This window comes from Mesorhizobium sp. B2-4-17, from assembly GCF_006441275.1.
Classification (GTDB): domain Bacteria; phylum Pseudomonadota; class Alphaproteobacteria; order Rhizobiales; family Rhizobiaceae; genus Mesorhizobium.
On the sequence record NZ_VFUX01000032.1, the window covers coordinates 33,237 to 52,148 of the forward strand.

The 18,912-nt window shown below is 63.3% G+C and carries 19 protein-coding genes; 8 read left to right on the top strand and 11 right to left on the bottom strand.

Annotated features, from left to right (window positions below; all coding sequences use genetic code 11):
* Positions 1 to 15: 15 nt before the first annotated feature.
* From FJ548_RS23435 to FJ548_RS23450, 4 genes are all read right to left on the bottom strand, one after another.
* Complete coding sequence (locus FJ548_RS23435) at positions 16 to 816, bottom strand: ABC transporter permease (RefSeq protein WP_140607184.1); 801 nt, start codon at positions 814 to 816, stop codon at positions 16 to 18.
* Positions 809 to 1,729, bottom strand: a complete 921-nt coding sequence (locus FJ548_RS23440) for an ABC transporter permease (protein WP_140607185.1) — start codon at positions 1,727 to 1,729, stop codon at positions 809 to 811. The genes FJ548_RS23435 and FJ548_RS23440 overlap by 8 nt, the downstream gene beginning before the upstream one ends.
* On the bottom strand, positions 1,729 to 2,823 hold the full coding sequence (locus FJ548_RS23445) for an ABC transporter ATP-binding protein (protein WP_140690299.1): 1,095 nt from the start codon (positions 2,821 to 2,823) through the stop codon (positions 1,729 to 1,731). The genes FJ548_RS23440 and FJ548_RS23445 overlap by 1 nt, the downstream gene beginning before the upstream one ends.
* Before the next feature lie 142 nt (positions 2,824 to 2,965).
* Positions 2,966 to 4,645: an amidohydrolase gene (locus FJ548_RS23450; protein WP_140779074.1), complete on the bottom strand. Its 1,680-nt coding sequence runs from the start codon at positions 4,643 to 4,645 to the stop codon at positions 2,966 to 2,968.
* 260 nt (positions 4,646 to 4,905) lie between these two features.
* On the opposite strand from FJ548_RS23450, the gene FJ548_RS23455 reads away from it, so the two are divergent.
* Positions 4,906 to 5,559 carry a TetR/AcrR family transcriptional regulator gene (locus FJ548_RS23455; RefSeq protein WP_140779075.1) on the top strand — a complete coding sequence of 218 codons (654 nt, stop codon included), beginning with the start codon at positions 4,906 to 4,908 and terminating at the stop codon, positions 5,557 to 5,559.
* A 24-nt stretch (positions 5,560 to 5,583) separates the two neighbouring features.
* Positions 5,584 to 6,615, top strand: coding sequence for a histone deacetylase family protein (locus FJ548_RS23460; RefSeq protein ID WP_140779076.1), 1,032 nt, complete (start codon positions 5,584 to 5,586; stop codon positions 6,613 to 6,615).
* Between the two features lie 72 nt (positions 6,616 to 6,687).
* Here the strand turns inward: FJ548_RS23460 and FJ548_RS23465 are convergent, their stop codons facing one another.
* Positions 6,688 to 7,881 carry a TMEM43 family protein gene (locus FJ548_RS23465; protein WP_246678744.1) on the bottom strand — a complete coding sequence of 398 codons (1,194 nt, stop codon included), beginning with the start codon at positions 7,879 to 7,881 and terminating at the stop codon, positions 6,688 to 6,690.
* Positions 7,882 to 8,385: 504 nt separating this feature from the next.
* Here FJ548_RS23465 and FJ548_RS23470 point away from each other — a divergent pair.
* Together FJ548_RS23470 and FJ548_RS23475 are read left to right on the top strand one after the other, a co-directional pair.
* Positions 8,386 to 9,096 (top strand): helix-turn-helix transcriptional regulator, encoded by a 711-nt coding sequence (locus FJ548_RS23470; protein WP_140607191.1) that lies wholly within the window; start codon positions 8,386 to 8,388, stop codon positions 9,094 to 9,096.
* Positions 9,093 to 9,863: a helix-turn-helix transcriptional regulator gene (locus FJ548_RS23475; protein WP_140779078.1), complete on the top strand. Its 771-nt coding sequence runs from the start codon at positions 9,093 to 9,095 to the stop codon at positions 9,861 to 9,863. The genes FJ548_RS23470 and FJ548_RS23475 overlap by 4 nt, the downstream gene beginning before the upstream one ends.
* A 24-nt stretch (positions 9,864 to 9,887) precedes the next feature.
* Here the strand turns inward: FJ548_RS23475 and FJ548_RS23480 are convergent, their stop codons facing one another.
* From FJ548_RS23480 to motA, 6 genes are read right to left on the bottom strand one after another with little or no spacing between them, the layout of a single operon-like run.
* On the bottom strand, positions 9,888 to 10,322 hold the full coding sequence (locus FJ548_RS23480) for a hypothetical protein (RefSeq protein ID WP_140607193.1): 435 nt from the start codon (positions 10,320 to 10,322) through the stop codon (positions 9,888 to 9,890).
* Entirely contained in the window at positions 10,319 to 11,401 is a 1,083-nt protein-coding gene (gene flhB, locus FJ548_RS23485; protein WP_140779079.1) for a flagellar biosynthesis protein FlhB, read from the bottom strand. The genes FJ548_RS23480 and flhB overlap by 4 nt, the downstream gene beginning before the upstream one ends.
* Positions 11,402 to 11,404: 3 nt before the next feature.
* Positions 11,405 to 12,415 carry a flagellar motor switch protein FliG gene (locus FJ548_RS23490; protein ID WP_140607195.1) on the bottom strand — a complete coding sequence of 337 codons (1,011 nt, stop codon included), beginning with the start codon at positions 12,413 to 12,415 and terminating at the stop codon, positions 11,405 to 11,407.
* 46 nt (positions 12,416 to 12,461) lie between these two features.
* On the bottom strand, positions 12,462 to 12,848 hold the full coding sequence (gene fliN, locus FJ548_RS23495) for a flagellar motor switch protein FliN (RefSeq protein WP_140607196.1): 387 nt from the start codon (positions 12,846 to 12,848) through the stop codon (positions 12,462 to 12,464).
* A 17-nt stretch (positions 12,849 to 12,865) separates the two neighbouring features.
* Positions 12,866 to 13,813, bottom strand: a complete 948-nt coding sequence (locus tag FJ548_RS23500; RefSeq protein WP_140607279.1) for a FliM/FliN family flagellar motor switch protein — start codon at positions 13,811 to 13,813, stop codon at positions 12,866 to 12,868.
* Positions 13,814 to 13,845: 32 nt separating this feature from the next.
* The gene (gene motA / locus FJ548_RS23505; protein ID WP_140607197.1) at positions 13,846 to 14,721 is read right to left on the bottom strand and encodes a flagellar motor stator protein MotA; all 876 of its coding nucleotides are present in this window, start codon (positions 14,719 to 14,721) and stop codon (positions 13,846 to 13,848) included.
* A gap of 147 nt (positions 14,722 to 14,868) precedes the next feature.
* On the opposite strand from motA, the gene FJ548_RS23510 reads away from it, so the two are divergent.
* Genes FJ548_RS23510 through FJ548_RS23525 form a run of 4 tightly spaced genes read left to right on the top strand, consistent with a single transcriptional unit; the run spans position 14,869 to position 18,883 of the window.
* Positions 14,869 to 15,990, top strand: a complete 1,122-nt coding sequence (locus FJ548_RS23510; protein WP_140607280.1) for a DUF1217 domain-containing protein — start codon at positions 14,869 to 14,871, stop codon at positions 15,988 to 15,990.
* A 2-nt stretch (positions 15,991 to 15,992) separates the two neighbouring features.
* On the top strand, positions 15,993 to 16,718 hold the full coding sequence (flgF, locus tag FJ548_RS23515; protein ID WP_140607198.1) for a flagellar basal-body rod protein FlgF: 726 nt from the start codon (positions 15,993 to 15,995) through the stop codon (positions 16,716 to 16,718).
* A 1-nt stretch (position 16,719) separates the two neighbouring features.
* Positions 16,720 to 18,120, top strand: coding sequence for a flagellar protein export ATPase FliI (gene fliI / locus FJ548_RS23520; RefSeq protein WP_140779080.1), 1,401 nt, complete (start codon positions 16,720 to 16,722; stop codon positions 18,118 to 18,120).
* Complete coding sequence (locus FJ548_RS23525) at positions 18,101 to 18,883, top strand: hypothetical protein (protein ID WP_140779081.1); 783 nt, start codon at positions 18,101 to 18,103, stop codon at positions 18,881 to 18,883. Before fliI ends, FJ548_RS23525 begins: the two co-directional genes overlap by 20 nt.
* Positions 18,884 to 18,912 lie beyond the last annotated feature (29 nt).

Below are 18,912 nucleotides of genomic sequence, written 5' to 3' on the forward strand. Positions count from 1 at the left end.
CTCCCATTGTCGGTTTCAGTCTCGTTTCCTGCTGACGAAGAAAAACAACGTGACGATCGCGACCGAAAGCAGCAGGAAGGCGGTCGATATCGCGTTGATCTCGGGTGTGATGCCGCGGCGGATCTGGCCGAGCATGTAGGTCGGCAGCGTATCCTGGCCGCCGGATTTGACGAACTCGGTGATGACGACGTCGTCGAGCGAGATGACGAAGGCCAGCATCAGTCCAGCAAGGATGCCAGGCCACAACAGCGGCAGTGTGATGCGGCGGAAGGTCTTCCACGGCGTCGCGTAGAGATCGGCGGCGGCACGCTCCAGCGTCAGGTCCATATTCTCCAGCCGCGCCCGGATCGGCAGGTAGGCGAAGGGAATGCAGAACGCCGTATGCGCGGCGATCAGGTAGCCGAGGCCGGAATAGCCGGTGAAGATCTTGATGCGCGAGAAGAAGATCAGCAGCGCCACGCCGGTGACGATCTCGGGCACCATCAACGGCTGGTTGATCGCCGCATATTTGAAGGTGAGGCCGGGATAAGAGGCGGTGCGTGTGGTGGCAAGCGCCGCCATGGTGGCGAATATGGTCGACAGCACCGCAGCGATGGCGCCGATCTGGAAGGATCGCAGTGTCGCGTCGATGACCTGCGTGTTCTGGTATGCCGACTGGAACCACTTCAGCGAAAAGCCGCCCCATTCCGACGTCGAGCTTGCCGCATTGAAGGCATAGACCACCAGCACCGCGATCGGCAGGTAAAGCACGACGAAACAGGTCGCCGCGATCGCGGTGAAGCCAGGCTGGTGCTTGATGGAGAAGTTGCTAGCCATGACGCACCCCCGACTTGCCGGCATTGCGCACATAGGCAAGCAGCGCCACCATGACGATGATCATCACGGTGATCGACAGAGCCGAGCCGAGCGGCCAGTTTCGGCCCTGCCCGAACTGCAATTCGATCAGGTTGGACAGCATCATGTTCTTGCCGCCGCCAAGCACGCTCGGCGTCACATAGGCGCCAAGGGCCGGGATGAAGACCAGGATGGAACCGGCTATGACGCCCGGCTTGACCAGGGGGAAAATGATGCGCCGCAGCACCCGGAAACGCGTCGCGTAGAGGTCGTAGCCGGCTTCGACCAGCCGAAAATCGAGCTTCTCCATGCTGGCATAGATCGGCAGCACCATCAGTGGCAGGTAGACATAGGCCATGCCGATCAGGATCGCCGTGTCGGTGTAGAGGATCTGAATCGGCGCCGAGATGATGCCGAGCTTCAAAAGGATCGTGTTGACGATGCCTTCGTTGCGGATGATCTGCAGCACGGCGAAGGTGCGGATCAGAAGGTTGGTCCAGAACGGAATGGTGATCAGGAACAGCCAGAGGTCTCGGGTCTTTTCGCTACGTGTCGCCATGAAATAGGCGGTCGGGAACCCAAGCGCCAAGGTGGCGATCGTTGTCACGACGGCAAGCTTGATGGAGCGCAGGAAGATGGTGACATGCGCCGCCGCGAGCGAAAGCGTATCGTCGAAAATGTCGCGTTCCAGGAGCACCGACGTCCAGGCGTCGGACGAGAACTGCCATTTCACGTCGCCATAGGCGCCGGGCGTCAGGAAGGAATAGACGAGAACGATCAGCAACGGGCCGGTCGCGGCCAGGAAAATGACCAGCAGTGCTGGCGCTGACAAGAGCCAGCGGTCACGGACATCGCGCCGTTCCGCCGCCTTGGCGACTTCTTCCGCAGTGGCCATCAGTCCCTCAGCACTTGCGCGGCGTCGTTGCCGATCATGATGCCGACCTTGTCGCCGCGCTCGAAACCGCAGCCGGCGCTGCGCGTATTCTGCTGGCGCACGGTGAAGGCCTCGCCGCTGTCGAGCTGGACATGAATATGCGTATCGGTGCCGAAATAGACGATGTTTTCGACCATGCCCGACAACTCACCCTTGTCCTTCGTCAGCTTGGCGTGCTCGGGCCGTACCACCACGGTGGCATTGTCCTTGGGCTGGAAGCCTTCGGCAACGGTTGCTTCGATCGTCGTGCCCGATTTGAGCGTCGCGCGTGCCTTGCCATTGCCGATGCCCGATATGGCGGCGGTGAGGAAGTTGGTTTCACCGATGAAGTCGGCGACGAAACGTTCCGCCGGCTTGTCGTAAATGTCCCAGGGCGAGCCGACCTGCAGGATCTTGCCCGACGACATCACAGCGATGCGGTCCGACATCGTCAGCGCTTCTTCCTGGTCATGGGTGACGAAGATGAAGGTGATGCCGGTCTCATGCTGCAGCCGCTTCAACTCGATCTGCATCTCCTTGCGCAGCTTGTAGTCGAGTGCCGAGAGCGGTTCGTCGAGCAACAGCACTTTCGGCTGCGGCGCAAGCGCCCGGGCCAGCGCCACGCGCTGCTGCTGGCCGCCGGAAATCTGGCCTGTGCGGCGGCCCGCCAGGGCCTCCATCTTGACCAGCTTGAGCATCTCGGCGACGCGCGCCTTGATCTCGGCCCTGGGCTTGCCCAGCATCTCCAGGCCGAAGCCGATATTGTCGGCCACCGTCATGTGCGGGAACAACGCATAGGACTGGAAGACGGTATTGACCGGCCGCTTGAAGGGCGGCAACGGCGCGATGTCCTGGCCGTAGAGCAGAATCTCGCCGGCGGTTGGAAAGTCGAAGCCGGCGATCAGACGCAGCAACGTTGTCTTGCCGCAGCCGGACGGTCCCAGAAGCGTGAAAAACTCGTTCTCGCGGATGGATACCGAGACCTTGTCGAGGGCCGCGACCTGCCCCTCACCCGATCCGAAAATTTTGCTGACGTTTACTACTTCAATCGCATTCCGATCCGGTTTGTCCGGCACGATTACGCCTCACTGTTGACCCCGCTCTTGCTGGCGGAGCTTTCCCCTGTTGGATGTGAACACATGGCCGGTAGGTTGGCAAGCCCGGCATTGAATCACAGTTCAGTCAGTCATTTCTGGCTTGGCAGGCCCCATGCCAATGTCAGGCTTGATAGGTAACCTTCCCGCCGCAGATCGTCGTTGCCGGCCGCACCTTGTGCAGGTCTGCCGGCGCGGCCTTCTCGATATCGGCCGACAGGACGACCAGATCCGCCATGTAGCCGGGCTTGAGCATGCCCTTGCGATGCTCGGCGAATTCGGCATAGGCGCCTTCTACCGTGTAGGCGGCGAGCGCTTCGTGCAGCGAGAAGCTCTGGTCCGGGTCGCTTTCTGCCCATGGTTTGCGCAGCACTGCCGCCTGAATGCCCAGGATCGGGTCGACCGGCGACACCGGCCAGTCCGAGGCGAAGACGACATGCGCGCCGGCGTTCTTCAAGGTACGCCAGGCATAGCTCAGCGGCCAGCGAGCCGGGCCGATACGCGACACGGTCGGCTCCAGCGGGAAATCCATGGCGCCGGGCGGATGCGGCGGCTGCATGGAAGCGATGACGCCGAGTTCGGCGAAGCGCGGCACGTCCGATGTGGTGGTGACCTCGATGTGTTCGATGCGATGCCGGCTATCGCGCTTGCCATTGGCCTTTTGCGCCGCCTCGTAGCCGTCGAGCACGGCACGCACCGCGCCATCGCCGATCGAATGTACCGCGATCTGCAGCCCGCGCTTGTCGATGGCGGCGGCGAGGTCAATAAACTGTTGCGGCGTGAACAGCGGCTCGCCGATCCAGTCGGGACGGTCGGCATAAGGCTCGATCATGACAGCCGTCCAGGAATCCAGCACCCCGTCGTAGAACACTTTGACCATGCCCGACGACAGCCACTCGCTGTCGAAGCGTTCGGCCATCTCGGATGCCTTGTCGAGCATGTCGAGCGTCATGAAATTCTTGTAGTGGAACGGTATCTGCACACGGCAGGGCAAGCCTTCCTCGGCCTCGATCTCGGCCAGCAGTTCGAGCTGGTAGAGATTGCCGTCCATGTTCTGGATCGAGGTGATGCCGTGGCGCGCGCACCAGGCAAGCCCTCGCCGCATCATGTCACGGTCGAAGGCGCGCTCTTCCGCCGACGGCATCGGGTCCGGCTCGCCGCCGGTCGCCAGCCCCAGCCTCACGCGGCTTTCGCCGGCAAGGTCGAGCACCGGGCCGAAAGCTTCGCCCTCGCGCAATTCGCCATTGGCCAGGCCGTCCTTGCCCATGACGATCTCGTTGCCCGGGCCAAGCGCGCGTCCATGCAGAATGCCGGCCATGTCCAGCGCCTTGGTGTTGGCCCACATCGTGTGGTGGTCGGGCGCGGCCATGACGAAGGGCCGGTCCGGCAGGATAGTGTCGAGATGATGGCGCGTCACCCGCTCGTCGCCGAGCACGGTATAGTCGACGCCCTGCCCGACCAGCATTTTCGCGTCGGGATGTGTCGATGCGTAGTCGCGGATCGCCTTTTGCAGCGCCTCGAAGCCGTGGACGCCCGAAAGCTGCAGATGGGCAATCTCGGCCGCACCCGAGAAAAGATGCATATGGGCTTCGATGAAACCCGGGAGCACCGAACCGCCCTTGGCGTCGACAACCCTGGTGCCCGGTCCCTTGAACTCTTCGACGGAGGCGCGGCTACCGATGGCGATTATGGCACCGTCCTTGACGGCAACAGCCTCGGCGGCGGGATTGTCATCGTCCATGGTTAGCACATGACCATTGATGACGATCAGATCCGCATTGTGACCCGCATCCGTGACAGACATCGCGACTCCGCGCTTTTGACGACTGACTGAGACCGGCAACTCCGCGTCCAACCACCTGCCGCTCCGTTGGAGCGGTGCCATGGGACAAAGAATGATGCCAGCGCGCTGTCCTCGAAATTCCCCTTGTTATCCCTGAAGACAGCGTGGATAAAAGAATGCGACTAATTATTCGCGTTTGTCAACATGCGGAATTTGGAATGTATTGTGGACAGCATGCTCCGCTTGTGTTGAGACCGGGCGGGGAACGGGGATATCAAGCAGTGAAGCGCAGTCTCGACCGCAAAACCAGGATAGCGCTCGAACCACGCAAGCAGCCGCGGCAACAACGGTCTAGCAAGGTGGTCGACCGGATTCTCGACGCGGCGCTGATCTTGACGCGGGAGCAAGGAACCAAGACGCCGACGACGCTCGCCATTGCGCAGCGCGCGGGCTTGTCGGTCGGTTCGGTCTACCAATACTTTCCCAACAAGGAAGCCATTCTTCTGGACCTCGCGCGGCGCTGGCTATCCTCTTTTCCCGAGGTGATCGCGAAACGCATCAAGGTCCCCCCGCCCACCAACCGCGAAGAGTTTCGGCGCGAAGTGCGCAAGCTCTTCGCCGACACGTCCAGGCTCTATCTCGACAACGCCACCCTGATGCCAGTGATCGAGGCGATCTCGGGCAATGCCGACCTCAGGCCGATCCAGAACGAATATGACGACCAGATCATCGCCCTCTACGCCGCATGGCTGCAGCATGTGAACCCGGCTCTCGAAGGCAAGATCGCCAGCCGGCTCGGCGTGGTGATGATGGAGGTCGGGCACGTCTGCCGGCTCGTCGGGCTGAAAAAGGATCGCCGGACATTCGACCTCATCGAGGACGATGTGGAAACCATGTGGCTCGCTTTGGTGAACCCCTATCTCAACCTTGACTGAATTTCGCACTTCGAGAGGAATTTTATGAAGACTATCTATTCGCCGCTTCATGCCGGCCACGCTGGCCAGATGGAACTAGTCACCTCAGCCATCGTGCCGGGTTTCGAAAAGCCTTCGCGTGCCGAGTTCATCAAGGCGCGGGTCGAAAGCGAGAAACTCGGCCCGATCATCGCGCCAGTCGAGCACGATCTTGCCGCCGCCAAGCGCGTCCACAGGGCCGACTACATCGATTTCCTGCCAACGGTCTGGCCGCAATGGACGGCTGAGGGCCACACAGGCACCGCCATGCCCTTCACATGGCCGACGCGCGGCCTGCGCGGCGACGTGCCGCCAAAGCGCATCGACGCCCTGCTCGGCTACTATTCCTTCGACGGCGGCGCCACCTTCGTCGCGGGGACCTGGGCCGCGATCAAATCCTCCTACGACGTGGCGTTGACCGCCGCCGGTCTGGTCAAGGACGGCGAGAGGTCGGCCTTCGCGCTTTGCCGCCCGCCCGGTCACCATGCCGGCGCCGGCTTCATGGGCGGCTACTGCTACATCAACAACGCCGCCGTCGCCGCGCAATGGTTCCTTGATCAGGGCGCCAAGCGCGTCTCCATCCTCGACGTCGACTACCACCATGGCAACGGCACCCAGGAGATCTTCTATGACCGGGCTGACGTGCAGGTTCTCAACCTGCATGGCGATCCGATGGTCGAATATCCGTTCTTCCTCGGCCATGCCGACGAACGCGGCGCAGGCGCGGGCGAAGGCTTCAACATCAACTATCCCATGCCCTTCGGCACCGGCTGGGACGCCTGGAACGCATCGCTGGAGGACGCCTGCGCCAGGCTTGCCGCCCATGCGCCGGATGTCGTCGTCGTCTCGCTCGGCGTCGACACGTTCGAGAAGGACCCGATCAGCCAGTTCAAGCTGACATCCGCCGACTATCCCAAGATCGGCCAGCGCATCGCCAAACTCGGCCTGCCGACGCTGTTCGTCATGGAAGGCGGCTATGCGGTCGAGGAGATCGGAATCAACGCCGTCGGCGTGCTGACCGGCTTCGAGGACCGGTAAGCCTGCCGGCTGATCGGCTGACAATGACGGGTGAGGCAGGAAAGGGCGGTGGGTCCGCCCTTTTTTCGCGAGCTACATTGCGATGCCGGCGCTCGGCTTCGCCATCTGCGCGGCCGCCTTGCGCGACCGTCCGAGATAATAGACCGCCGCCGCCGCGATGACGCCGGCGGCCAGGATGCCCGCCGCCAGAAGCGGCCGGTACCAGAACCAGGCGATCGCGATCGTCGTCGCGCCGACCAGGATCGCCAGGAAGAAGGCGATGATACCGGTTCCCATCCGCGCCATGCTGCCGAGGAACGGAATGACGTCGAGGATCACGCCGATCGGGCCGAAGAACAGGGCAAAGCCGATGGTCAGCAGCAGCAGGCCGGCACCACGCAGCAGCCAGGTGATCAGCGTGTTGACGCTGACCGCTTCGGCGAACATCTTGTCGGCCGGCACCGTCCCGGTGTCGACCATCAGCAACGCATCGCCCGCCTGCGTCTGGTACGGCTCGAACCGGCTGCCGGCCTGACGCGCCACGATGCTGACCGCGCCAAGCGACGCCAATTGATAGCCGATGCGGTAATCGCCCAGCGCTGGCGATGTGTTGTCGCTGCCGAGATAGATCTTGCCATCGACGATGCTGAGCGGCTTCGTCCCGGTATAGGCGGCCTTGATCGCCGCCGCCTGATTGGCCGACAGCGAATAGTCCTTGTCACCTTCGATACGATCGAGCACCGGCTTGTCCAGATCGAAGGCGACGAGCTTGCCCTGTGGAATCTGGAAGGCGCGGCTGTGGATCGCCATCGGCGGATTCTGGTGGCCGTCCGGCTTCTTGAAATCCGACGAATCGATCTGGCTGTGGTCCCACACCCGCGAATAGCTGTAGGTGGTTTGCGTCTCCTCGCCACCGCCAAGCTTCTTGGTGGTCTCGGATTTGGACTGTTCCTTCCACTGATACATCTGGACGGTGCGCGACAGGCGTAGCCCCTGCGCGGCAATGCCGAAATCCGGGTCCGCCAGACCGCCGTCCGCGGTCACCGGACCACTGACATGCACAAGCTTGCCGTCATTACCGGCATCGACGCTGTCGGCGTTCACCGAGACGACGGCGCCGGCGCCTTCGGCCAGCGAGCGCGCCGTCTGCACCGCGCGGCCCTCGTTCCAGAACAACCCGACCACCATCAGCACGATCAGCAGCAGGCCGACGATGACCCCGCCGACCGCGCGCTTGATCCGCCCGAACCACGAGACGGATGTAACTTCCCGAAATGAATCGCTCATCGTTTCCCCCGAAACAAACCTCGCCAGGAGCCGAACGGAACCGTCACGGATAACCATATCCGTCCTGCCGATTGCACGCGCGACAGTCGAGGGTGCCCTCCCCTTCGACAGTCGCGAATTTATCGCAACGGAGCCGCCGCCGATATGGCCGGCTTGCACGGTTCCGGCGATTTTCGCACATTGAGAGCCGGGAAAATCCCCCCTGAGTCGCAGGCAGAGTCCGCCGGATTCGATTTTGTCAAATCGCGTTTGATGTCGGATTCATCTGCGGGTAGATTAGACCCGAATCAGCCGGTCCTCGGGGGGCGCGGCGACCACCCAAAGTCTCAAGTTCCGGAATTTTCCGGCGCCAGACGCGGACGGCTTCGCGTTCCCTGAATGGATTCCGTCTGGTTGGGCGCGGCCCCGCGCCTCGTGTGCCTCGTAAAAGTAACGCGCTTTAGGGTTCGGCGGCTGGCTCTCCAGCATCCGGACATCAGAATCGATTCCGGCCAAAAGCAACAGATGAGCAGTCCCGCCGCGCCTCTTCAATCCGACACATTGGGCTCGCGCCTGACGTCGCGCGGTGATCTCACCAGTTTCTTCATGGAGCTGACCGCCGAGATCGGCGCCGACAGCTACATGCTGGTCGCCATCGTCCACGACCAGGACCGCAACGATGCGCGCATCGTCTCTTCGAACTGGATCTTCGATGCCATCGAGCTGATCGGCAAGCGGCTGATCGCCAGCCTCGCCCAGGGTGCCCTCACCGTCGCGCCCGGTTTCCGTCCGAAGCCGCTGGTGGCGGCCAAAGCGCCGGATGCCGACGGACTGGTCTCCGGCGAAGAGGCCCGCCTTCTCGACGTGCTCGGCCATGCCGAGATCTATTCGCTGCGGCTGAATGTCGGCCGCCAGCGCCTGTTCGCCTTGTTCTCGGCGGCGACGGTCGGCCAGATCGACGAGCCGGCGCTGATGAAGGCGCAGCTGAAATGCTGCTATGCGCTCTCGCATATTCCGCAACTGATCGCCGCCGCGGCGATGCAGGATCCCCTGTCGGACCGCGAGCGCGAATGCCTCTTCTGGGTCTCGGAAGGCAAGACCACCGACGAGGTGGCCGTCATCCTTGGCGTCTCCTCCAACACCGTCAACAGCTACATCACCCATGCCATCCAGAAATTCGCGGCCAGCAACCGTGCGATGGCCATCGCCACGGCGATCAGGAGTGGCATCATTTGAAACACGCCGACATCAAGGATGCCGCTGAAGCCCTTTTCAACGAGCAGCACAGCCCGTTCGGCGCCTTCACGCTCGGCTCCGAAACGCATCACGCCGTCACCATTCCCGATGCCGTGCGCCGCTGCCGCTGGATATCAGTCGACATCAACGCCTCGGCCTTCGGCCTGTTCTTCGTCAGCCCGTCGCCGGAACGGGCGCGGTTGGTCCCTTGTTTTGATTCCGACTATCCCGGCATCGCGGTGGCTACGAAGTTCATTTCAGGGGCCAATGGCGAGGAGATCGTGCGCCACACCCGCCTCTCGACGGAACCGCGCTGGTGGTCGGATGACGGTGTCGCGGCGATGGCCGACATGTTCGGCAATTTCGCCTGGACCGGACAAATGGCGCCGCTGACGCCCGGCACAAGCGGCATCGCGTTCCCCGTCCACGCCGATCGCGGCCAATGCGGCCTCGTCGTCTTCCTGGGATCGGAGATCGCGATGACGCAGGATACGCTCTACGATATCCACGCCCGCTGCTTCTCGCTGTTCGCAGCCGTTGCCCGCATTCGCCCGGGCGCCGCCGGCAGGATGCGCGCCATCTCCAAGCGCGAACTCGAATGCCTGAAGCTGACCGCCAACGGCAATACCAGCGAGGAGATCGCGCGGCTCCTGAAACTGTCGGTGCACACCGCCAACCAGTATCTGACCCAGTCAACCCAGAAGCTCAACGCCGTCAACCGCAATCAGGCCGTCGCCAAGGCACTGCGGCTTGGCCTGATCGAATAGCGTTTGCTGTCTGATAGAGCCGGTTCAGAAGGCCAGCGGCTCGACCCTGCGGATACGGGCCTGTTCGATCACAGCCTCCAGCAGCGCCGTATTGTGCTCGGGGTCCTCGCCAGGTTTTTCGAACGACACGTAGTTGACCGCGACCGAGTTGCCGGTCTCGCTCAGCGTCAGCTGGAAATAGACGGTTACCCCCGGTGGCCTGAGTTCCAGATCGAGCACGATGCGCGGGCTGCCGCTCCAGTCGACATGCGCCTCGCCGCCATGGCCTAGCCTGAGCGTGCGCGGATTGAAGAACAACTCCGCTGCTGAATCGACCAGATCCGACAGGCAGGCGAAGTGCTCCAGCCGGATGAAGGCGATATAGTCGGCGACATCGATCAGGCGCAACTCGGCCACGACTTGCTCGATAGCGTTGGCGACGATGATCTCGCGGGATTTTGCGTGCGGTTGGCGGTTCATGAAATCTGTCTGCGCTCAGCCTTTTTCGAGTAGACGATCCGCACCAGTTCGGCGACGGCCTGGTAGAATTGCGACGGGATCACATTATCGACCGAAACTTGCTTGTACATGGAGCGGGCGAGCGCTACGTCCTCGAAGATCGGGATGTTGTTTTCCCTTGCGATCTCGCGGATTTTCAGAGCCACCAGATCCTGCCCCTTGGCCACCACAAGCGGCGCCGAATCCTCGTCGCGCACATATTTCAGCGCGATCGAATAGTGTGTCGGATTGGCGATGATCAGCGTCGCGCGCGGCACCGCCGTCATCATCCGCTTGCGCGCCCGGTCGCGCGCCAGTGAGCGCAGCCGCGACTTTACGATCGGATCGCCCTCGGACTGTTTGAATTCGTCCTTGACCTCCTGCTTGCTCATGCGCAGGTCCTGTTTCCAATGGAAGCGCGACCAGACGAGGTCGATCGCCGCGATCAGACCCATGACGAAGACGATCGCAACCAGGATGTCGACCGCGATGCCGCGGATGACGAGACCGAAGGCGATGGGATTGGTGATCATCCCGTCGAGCAGTTTGCGGTGATCCTCCGACAGCGTGAAGACGAGCACCGCGATGGCGAAGCCCACCTTGGCGAGGGATTTCAGGAACTCGACCCAGCCCTGGGCGCCGAACATCCGGTTCCAGCCCTTGACGATCGAGATGCGCGACATCTGCGGCCTGATCCGCTCGCCGACGAATTGCGGCATGTTCTGGAGCACCGAGGCGCCGATGCCGGCGACGGTCAAAAGCACCAGAAGGCTGACGAGGGCGCGGCCCACTTCCAGCAAGACGATCTTGTAGAGCGCGATGATGTCGGTCTCGGTGTCCATCGGCCAGGCCTCGGGCTTCTCAAGGAACATCGACAGAAACATGCCGAGATTGATGACCGCGTCCTTGGCATAGAAGACGGTGAACACCAGTATCGCGACGTAAGAGGCGAGGAGCGCGGTTTCCCGCGAATGGGGCAGCTTGCCCTGTTCGATCGTGTCGCGGATCTTCTTTTCCGTCGCCTCTTCGGTTTTCGAGTCCTTGTCGGTGGCGTCGGACATGCCTTACGCGGCGTTCTGCGTCGAGGGAAGTTCGAACGCACCTTCGCGCGACAGCCGGATGGTGGTCGTCACGATGGTCTTGCGCGCCGCCATGATGTCGGCGGCAGGGACGCCGTCCGAACCCTGTCCGAGCTCGGCTTCGATCATGCGCCGCGACCGCGCGCCGATCGCCGACAGCACCGCTTCGGCGAGCGCCGCCGAGGTTCCGCGCAGCGCCAGCGTGACAAGCTCGGTCGACAATCCGTCGAACAAAAGCACACGCGCTTTCTGGGTCAGCAGCGGCAGGTCGTCGAAAGCGAAAAGCCGTGCCCGCACACCGTCGAGATCGGGCGTGCCGGCGGCCTCCAGATCCTGCATGACCTCCTCGAGCTGCGGCTTTTCCAGCTCATTGAGCACGCTGGCGACGCGCGCCTGCCCTGCCGAAGTGTCCTTGGTCGAGGTGTCCGACAGCACGCCGGCGCGCAGCCGGTTCTCGACGATCCTGGTGGCGGCGGGCGGAACATTGGCCATGGTCACCATGCGCTTGATGATTTCGCCGCGCATCGGCTTCGTCAGCGTCAAAAGCACGCCTGCGGCCGCTTGCGGCGCCAGCTTCGACAGCACCATGGCCGCCGTCTGCGGATGTTCGCCGGCCAGGAAGGTGCCCAGCCGCGAAGGTTCGAGTTTTTCGAGATCGGGCCAGATCGGCGGCGGCCCTTCGGGTGCCGCCTCCGGTTTCTTGTTGCCCATGATGGCGCTCATCTCTTCGGGCGACAGCGACTCGTTGAGGATGGTGTCCATCCTGTCGGCGGAATCGAGCAGTCCCGCGCCTTCCGTGAACTCCGCCTCGAACTCGGCGACAATGCGCTCGAGATCGCTCTGCGGAATGGTCCTGAGCAGCCGGGCGCCCTCGATCAGCGCCTTCAGCTCTTCCTGCTTGAAGAATTTCAGCAGGCGGCTGGCGGATGGCTTGCCCATCGCCACCAATATGGCGGCCGCCTTCTGCGCGCGCGTGAGCGTGGTCAGCGGCGTCATGCTGCCCCTCGCCTCAGCCGCAACCGGCAAGTGCCGCGATCCACGTCTAGGCGCCCTTCGTGCCGGCGATGATTTCGGTCAGCCTGATGCCGAAGCGCGAGGGATCGCTTTCGAGCACCGTGATTTCGCCGCGCGCGATCTTGCGGCCGTTGACGACGACGTCGACGGGTTCGCCGATGCGGCGGTTGAGCGCGACCGTGGAGCCCTTCTGCAAGGCCATCAGATCGGCTACAGCCATTTCAGTGCTGCCAAGGATGATCTGGACATCGACGGGGATGTTCATGATGACGCTCGAATTGGCTCCCGCGGCGGCCCTGAACGCCGCATCGGGACGCTGCTCTTCTTCGTGCAGGACCCCGCGCAATTCCTCGATGGCGCGGTCGAGCTGCTCGTCCGGCTGGTCGAGCTCTGCTTCTACCTTAGTCTTGCGCATGCGTCGTCTCCAAAAGCTCAGGCGCGCCCGGCACCAGCCGGCATGAGCCCATCGATGAAATCCTGCCCGGCATCGAAGGGATGCGTGATTCGGACGGTGTAATTCTGCCCCAGTTTGCCGAACTCGCATACGAACAGCGTCTTGCCGCGCGCGCTGAGGCGGGCCCGTGACTGCGCTGTCTCGTCGAAGTCGATGACCTGCCCCTTTTCGAGACCGGCGAGGTCGCCAAGCGTCAGCCGCGCCAGCGGCATGGTGGCTTCCAGCGCCACTGTCGAGCGCATCACCTCTTCCGAAAAGCGTGCACGCCAACTGCCGCCGTGATCGTCCTCGGCGACGGGGGCGGTGCCGTCGCGGCCGACCAGCACGACGCGCTGCGGCATCGTCACCGTGATGGAGCCGCTGTCGACTGGCGTCGAAATGCCAAGGACGATGCGGATCGCGGCGCCGTCGCGCAGCACATGCTTTCTGGCCTCGATACCGGACATGGCACGCGGCGCGGGCAGCCGCAGGTCGAGCGAACGCCGCCCCGAACCGTTCAGCGCCTGCGCCACCTCCTGGAACACCATGGTCGAGACATCGGCCTCGATCGGCGACAGGTCGCGCTCGATCGACGATGCCGGCATATCCGGATCGCCGCCAAACAGCATGGACACCATGATCGCGATCGCGGGAGCATCGATGACGAGCGTCATCGCGTCCGAGGATGCAGGCGATCCGACGACGGTCATGGCGAAGTTTTCGCCGGCGCGTGAGCGCGCCTCCGGGACGCGACTGACCTCGACGGCCCTGAGGTCGACGATCACCGGAATGCCGAGTTCGCCCGAGAGGCCCTTTTGCAAGAGCGGTACGGCGCGTTCGGCCATGGCGCGGCCGGCATCGATCACCTGATCGGCCTCGCCGCTATCGCCGACCAGACGCTCGATGATCAGCGAGCGCGCTTGCACGGGGCTGCCTGGGCTGGTCATGACCGTATCGGCACCGATCTGTCGTGCATTGCTCAAGCGGCTTTCTTCTCGGCGGCGCCGGTGGCCATCGTGCTCTGTTCGACCGCGTCGATGGTCGGCCGCTCATAGGACGAGATGGTCTTGCGGCCGAACTCGATCGCCACCTGCGGCAGCGCGCCGTTCATGTAGGCGAGCAGCGTCTGCTTGACGATGATGTAGAGGCGGTTCTTCTTCTCGCGCACCGTCTTGATCTTGGTGGCGACAGGCCCCACCACGGCATAGGACAGGAAGATGCCGAGGAAGGTGCCGACCAGGGCGGCACCGATCAGGCCGCCGAGGATTTCCGGCGATTGATCAAGGGCACCCATCGCCTTGACCACGCCGAGCACTGCGGCGACGATGCCGAGCGCCGGCAGGCCGTCGCCGACCGCGACCAGCGCATGATAGGCCTTCATCTTGTCGGACTTGATGGTCTGGATTTCCTCGTCCATCAGCGCCTCGATCTCATGCGAGCGGGCATTGCCGATGATGATGATGCGGCAGTAGTCGCAGATGAAATTCATCAGGTCATGGTTCTTGAGCACGGTCGGAAAGGCCTGGAAGATCGCCGATTCTTCCGGATTGTCGATATGCGCCTCGACCTCGCTGCGCGATTTCGAGCGCAATTCGCGCATCAGGCTGTGCAGCACGCCGAGCGTCTCCAGGTAATCCTGTTCCTTCGGCACGGCCTGCTTGAAGGCTTCGAGGATGCCCTTGCCGGTATCCTTGACCGTCTTCATCGGGTTGGCGACCAGGAAGGTGCCCAAGGCAGCGCCGCAGATGACCACCGCTTCCCATGGCTGGACCAGCACGTGCAGATGTCCGCCCATGGCCATGAAGCCGCCAAGGACGCAGCCGAGCGTCACCACCAGTCCAATCAGAATGCCCACGGCAGGTCCTTCCGCATTTCACGTCAGCGCAAGGGATAGTCCCCGTGCCTTGTGTGAGGCTTGAATCCGAACGGCCGGACCGATTCAGTTTCGCGCAAGGAAGCGAGATTATTGTCGCGATATTAAGCTTCGGCCGGAGGCATGACGTTGCTCAATACCTTTACCAGCTACCAGTTGATCACCAAGGACATCGGCAAATCCATCGCCCGCATCGAGCAACAGCCGACGGTTGACCGCGATACGCAATATTATCTCGCCAACATCACCAAGGTGAAATCGATCGACGATTTCGTCAACAATGACCGGCTGTTCAAATATGCCATGAAGGCCTACGGACTGGAGGACATGGACTACGCCAAGGCCTTCATGGTCAAGGCGCTCAAGGAAGGCGTTTCCGACCCCGACAGTTTCGCCAACAAGCTGACCGACAAGCGCTACGCCGAGTTCGTCAGCGCCTTCAACTTCGCCGCCAATGGCGCCGATGCGACCATCTACAACAAGGCGCAGCAGCTGGTGACGAAGAACTACGCCATACAGGCGCAAATCGCCGGTCTCGACCCGAATTCGGACTATGTGAAAGGCGAGACGACCTACTATCTCGCCAACATCACCAAGGTGAAGTCGGTCGACGATTTGATGTCGAACAGCCGGCTCTACACCTACGCGCTGGCCGCGTTCGGCCTCGATTCGGCGACGGAGGACAAGGACCTTATCAAGCAGGTTCTGCAGGGTGGCGTGCGCGACCCCAACAGCGTCGCCAACAAGCAGACGAACCCGGTTTACGCGGCATTGGCCTCGGCCTTCAACTTCGAACAGTACGGCGAAAACGCCACCACCATCAATCCGGCGCAGCAGCCGACCGTCGACAAATACATGCGCCAGACGCTGGAGGAGGATGCCGGCCAGACCAATCAAGGCGTGCGGCTGGCGCTCTATTTCCAGCGCAAGGCGCCCACCATCACCAGCTGGTACGACGTGCTGGCCGACACGGCGCTTGCGAGCGTGGTGCGCACCGCGCTCGGGCTGCCCGATTCCTTCGCCGCCGCCGATATCGACAAGCAGGCGCAGCTCTTCGAACAGAAGCTCAGCATCTCGGATTTCTCCGACCCCGAGAAACTCGGCAAGTTCCTGACCCGCTTCACCAGCATGTACGAGATCAACAACCCGACCTCGCCGGCCGTGACGTCGGTCAGCGTGTTGTTTGCACAGCCGGTCACGGCTGGCATCTCCACCGACCTGATGATGGCCATGCAGAAACTGAAGTTCTGATCATGCGGGACAGTCTCTACGTCGCCCTTTCTTCGCAGATGGCGCTCGAGCGCCGGCTCGACACGATAGCCGACAATGTCGCCAATGCCGGGACCGTCGGCTTTCGTGCCACCGGTGTGAAATTCGAGGACGTGGTGTCGGGCACCGGCCAGAAATCGGTGTCCTTCGCCTCGTCGGGCAAGACCTATCTTTCAGGCGCCCATGGCTCCTTGACCGAGACCGGCAATCCGTTCGATTTCGCGATCCAGGGCGATGCCTGGTTCGCCATCGATACGCCGGCCGGCACCGTCATGACCCGCGACGGCCGCTTCTCGATGAACGAGAATGGCGAGCTGATGTCGATCGAAGGCCACCCGGTGCTCGACGCAGGCGGCGCGCCGATCCAGCTCGATCCCCGCAACGGTCCGCCCAAGGCCGGCGCCGACGGGTCGCTGCGCCAGAACGACCAGCTTGTCGGCTCGATCGGCCTCTACAATTTCGACCCCGGCGAGAACTTCGTACGCTACGGCAATTCAGGCATCGTGCCGGCGCGCACGCCCGAGCCGGTCACCGACCGCTCCGACGTCGGCGTCGCGCAGGGTTTCGTCGAGGAATCCAACGTCAATCCGGTGCTGGAGATGACCCGGCTGATCATGGTCCAGCGTGCCTTCGAGAACACCGCCGCGCTGATGCGGCAGACAGATTCCTCCACCGACGAGGCGATCAAGACACTCGGCTCGAAGTCGTAGCATGTCGTCAGGCCAGCCATCGATCCGCGCACCCGAAAGACAGTTCCAGCCGGCGCCGCAGGATCGGCTTGCCGCGTTGGAGAGAATATGGCGGCGCTTCGGCAACGCCGATGGACTGGTCAAGCGTGGCGGTCTCGTCACCGAAGTCACGCCCACGCATTACAAAGTGCGCGGCCTTTCCGATTTCGCCAGGCTGGGTGACATCGTCGAACAGCGCGGCCAGACCGGCGCGCGCCGCGGCGAGATCGTCAAGATCAGCCGCGACGAGGTTGTCGTTGCTCCCTTCGAACGCAGTGCCGATGCCGGTATCGGCGATGCCGTGTTCCGCAGGGGGCCGCTCGCGGTGCAGCCGCACGGCTCATGGCGCGGCCGCGCCATCGATGCGCTCACCCGGGCGATCGATGGCGGTCCGCCGCTGATCAGGGGCGACGACACTGCGGGCAGCGCCACGACGCCCGGTGCCATGGCGCGGCAGCGCGTCGGCACCGCCTTCATGACCGGCGTCAAGGTCATCGACATCTTCACGCCGCTGTGTTTCGGCCAGCGCATGGGCGTCTTCGCGGGTTCCGGCGTCGGCAAGTCGACGCTGCTCGCCATGCTCGCCGGCGCCGACGCGTTCGACACCGTCGTCGTGGCGCTGATCGGCGAACGCGGCCGCGAGGTGCGCGAATTCCTCGAGGACACGATCGGCGACAGCATGGCCAAGACCGTGGCCGTCGTCGCCACCAGCGACGAGAGTGCCATGATGCGCCGGCGTGCGCCCGACACCGCCATGCGCGTCGCGGAACACTTTCGCGACCAGGGCCACCGAGTGCTTCTGGTGCTGGATTCGATCACCCGCTTCGCCCATGCACTGCGCGAGGTGGCGACGGGAACCGGCGAGCCGCCGGTCGCGCGCGGCTATCCCGCCTCGGTTTTCACCGAACTGCCCAAGCTGCTCGAGCGCGCTGGACCGGGGGCGGAAGGTAAAGGCTCGATCACCGCCATCATTTCCGTGCTGGTCGACGGCGACGATCACAACGATCCGGTCGCCGATTCCGTACGCGGCATCCTCGACGGCCATGTCGTGCTCGACCGTGCGATCGCAGAGCAAGGCCGCTATCCGCCGGTCAACCCGCTGTCGTCCATTTCGCGACTGGCGGGCAAGGCCTGGAGCGCCGAACAGCGCGCTTTGGTGGCACGGCTGAAGTCGATGATCTCCCGCTTCGAGGACACGCGCGACATCCGCCTGCTCGGCGCCTACCAGGGCGGCGTTGACGCCGAACTCGACATGGCCGTGCGCCAGGTACCCCTGATCTACGAGGCGTTGACGCAATCGCCCAGGGACCGCCCGTCGGCCGATCCGTTCTCCGATCTCGCCCGCCATCTCAAGGGAAAGCAGAATGCCGAACCAGGAGACTGAAGGCCAGTACGCCGAGCGCCTCCTGCGCGAGATGATCGCCGAGGCGAACGCCGCCGAGCAAGCCAGGGCTGAAGAAGCCAGAGCCGTCAAAACAGAGGCCGACCGCGCCAAAGCCGAGGCCGTTCTGGCAAGGGCTGCCAAGCCGCCCTTGCCCAGGACCTCCCGGGCCGAGACCGCCGACCTGACGCAGGCCAGCCGGGACTCGCTCATCGACGGCCTGTTCCCGGTCACCGAATGGCCGCAGCCTCCAAAACCGCAATTTCCCAAGCTGGGCAGGAAGGCGGACCGGCGCAGCGACTTCGTCATCGCCGCGCTCGGCATCACGCTTGGCCTGATCTGCGCGCTGTTTCCCTGGTACATCTTCTTCAACCAGGAACAGTTCGGCGTCCAGGCGATCAAGTTTGGCGGAACCGGCACCAATCCAGGGCGCGAAGGCGGCGGCGTGGTCGCCCAGCGCAGTGCACCACTGACGGCCAAGGACGTTCCCAACGCCGATATCGACCTGCTTGCCACCGGAACGGTGCAGGACGACGCCACGCCGGCCCGGGCGCCCGGCGAGCAGCCCTTTCCGGCCGACGTGGCGAAATTCCGCATGGTCCATGTCGCCAATGGTCGCGCCATGATCGAGGACGACACTGGCCTGTGGATCGTCCAGCGTGGCTCGACCCTGCCCGATTCCAGCAAGGTGTCCTCGATCGAGCAGCGCAACGGCAAATGGGTCATGCTCACCAGCACCAACCAGGTGATCGAGCTTTCCAGATAGGCCGCCGTGGTTCTGCCCATCCGGCTCCG

Bases quoted from the DNA above. Each gene is read 5' to 3' on its own strand.
- flgF (WP_140607198.1), top strand. From the start codon at position 15,993: ATGCGGGACAGTCTCTACGTCGCCCTTTCTTCGCAGATGGCGCTCGAG.
- FJ548_RS23460 (WP_140779076.1), top strand. From the start codon at position 5,584: ATGAAGACTATCTATTCGCCGCTTCATGCCGGCCACGCTGGCCAGATG.
- FJ548_RS23435 (WP_140607184.1), bottom strand. From the start codon at position 816: ATGGCTAGCAACTTCTCCATCAAGCACCAGCCTGGCTTCACCGCGATC.
- FJ548_RS23440 (WP_140607185.1), bottom strand. From the start codon at position 1,729: ATGGCCACTGCGGAAGAAGTCGCCAAGGCGGCGGAACGGCGCGATGTC.
- FJ548_RS23470 (WP_140607191.1), top strand. From the start codon at position 8,386: ATGAGCAGTCCCGCCGCGCCTCTTCAATCCGACACATTGGGCTCGCGC.
- flhB (WP_140779079.1), bottom strand. From the start codon at position 11,401: ATGTCCGACGCCACCGACAAGGACTCGAAAACCGAAGAGGCGACGGAA.
- FJ548_RS23465 (WP_246678744.1), bottom strand. From the start codon at position 7,881: ATGAGCGATTCATTTCGGGAAGTTACATCCGTCTCGTGGTTCGGGCGG.
- fliI (WP_140779080.1), top strand. From the start codon at position 16,720: ATGTCGTCAGGCCAGCCATCGATCCGCGCACCCGAAAGACAGTTCCAG.
- FJ548_RS23525 (WP_140779081.1), top strand. From the start codon at position 18,101: ATGCCGAACCAGGAGACTGAAGGCCAGTACGCCGAGCGCCTCCTGCGC.
- FJ548_RS23450 (WP_140779074.1), bottom strand. From the start codon at position 4,645: ATGTCTGTCACGGATGCGGGTCACAATGCGGATCTGATCGTCATCAAT.
- fliN (WP_140607196.1), bottom strand. From the start codon at position 12,848: ATGCGCAAGACTAAGGTAGAAGCAGAGCTCGACCAGCCGGACGAGCAG.
- FJ548_RS23500 (WP_140607279.1), bottom strand. From the start codon at position 13,813: ATGACCAGCCCAGGCAGCCCCGTGCAAGCGCGCTCGCTGATCATCGAG.
- FJ548_RS23490 (WP_140607195.1), bottom strand. From the start codon at position 12,415: ATGACGCCGCTGACCACGCTCACGCGCGCGCAGAAGGCGGCCGCCATA.
- FJ548_RS23480 (WP_140607193.1), bottom strand. From the start codon at position 10,322: ATGAACCGCCAACCGCACGCAAAATCCCGCGAGATCATCGTCGCCAAC.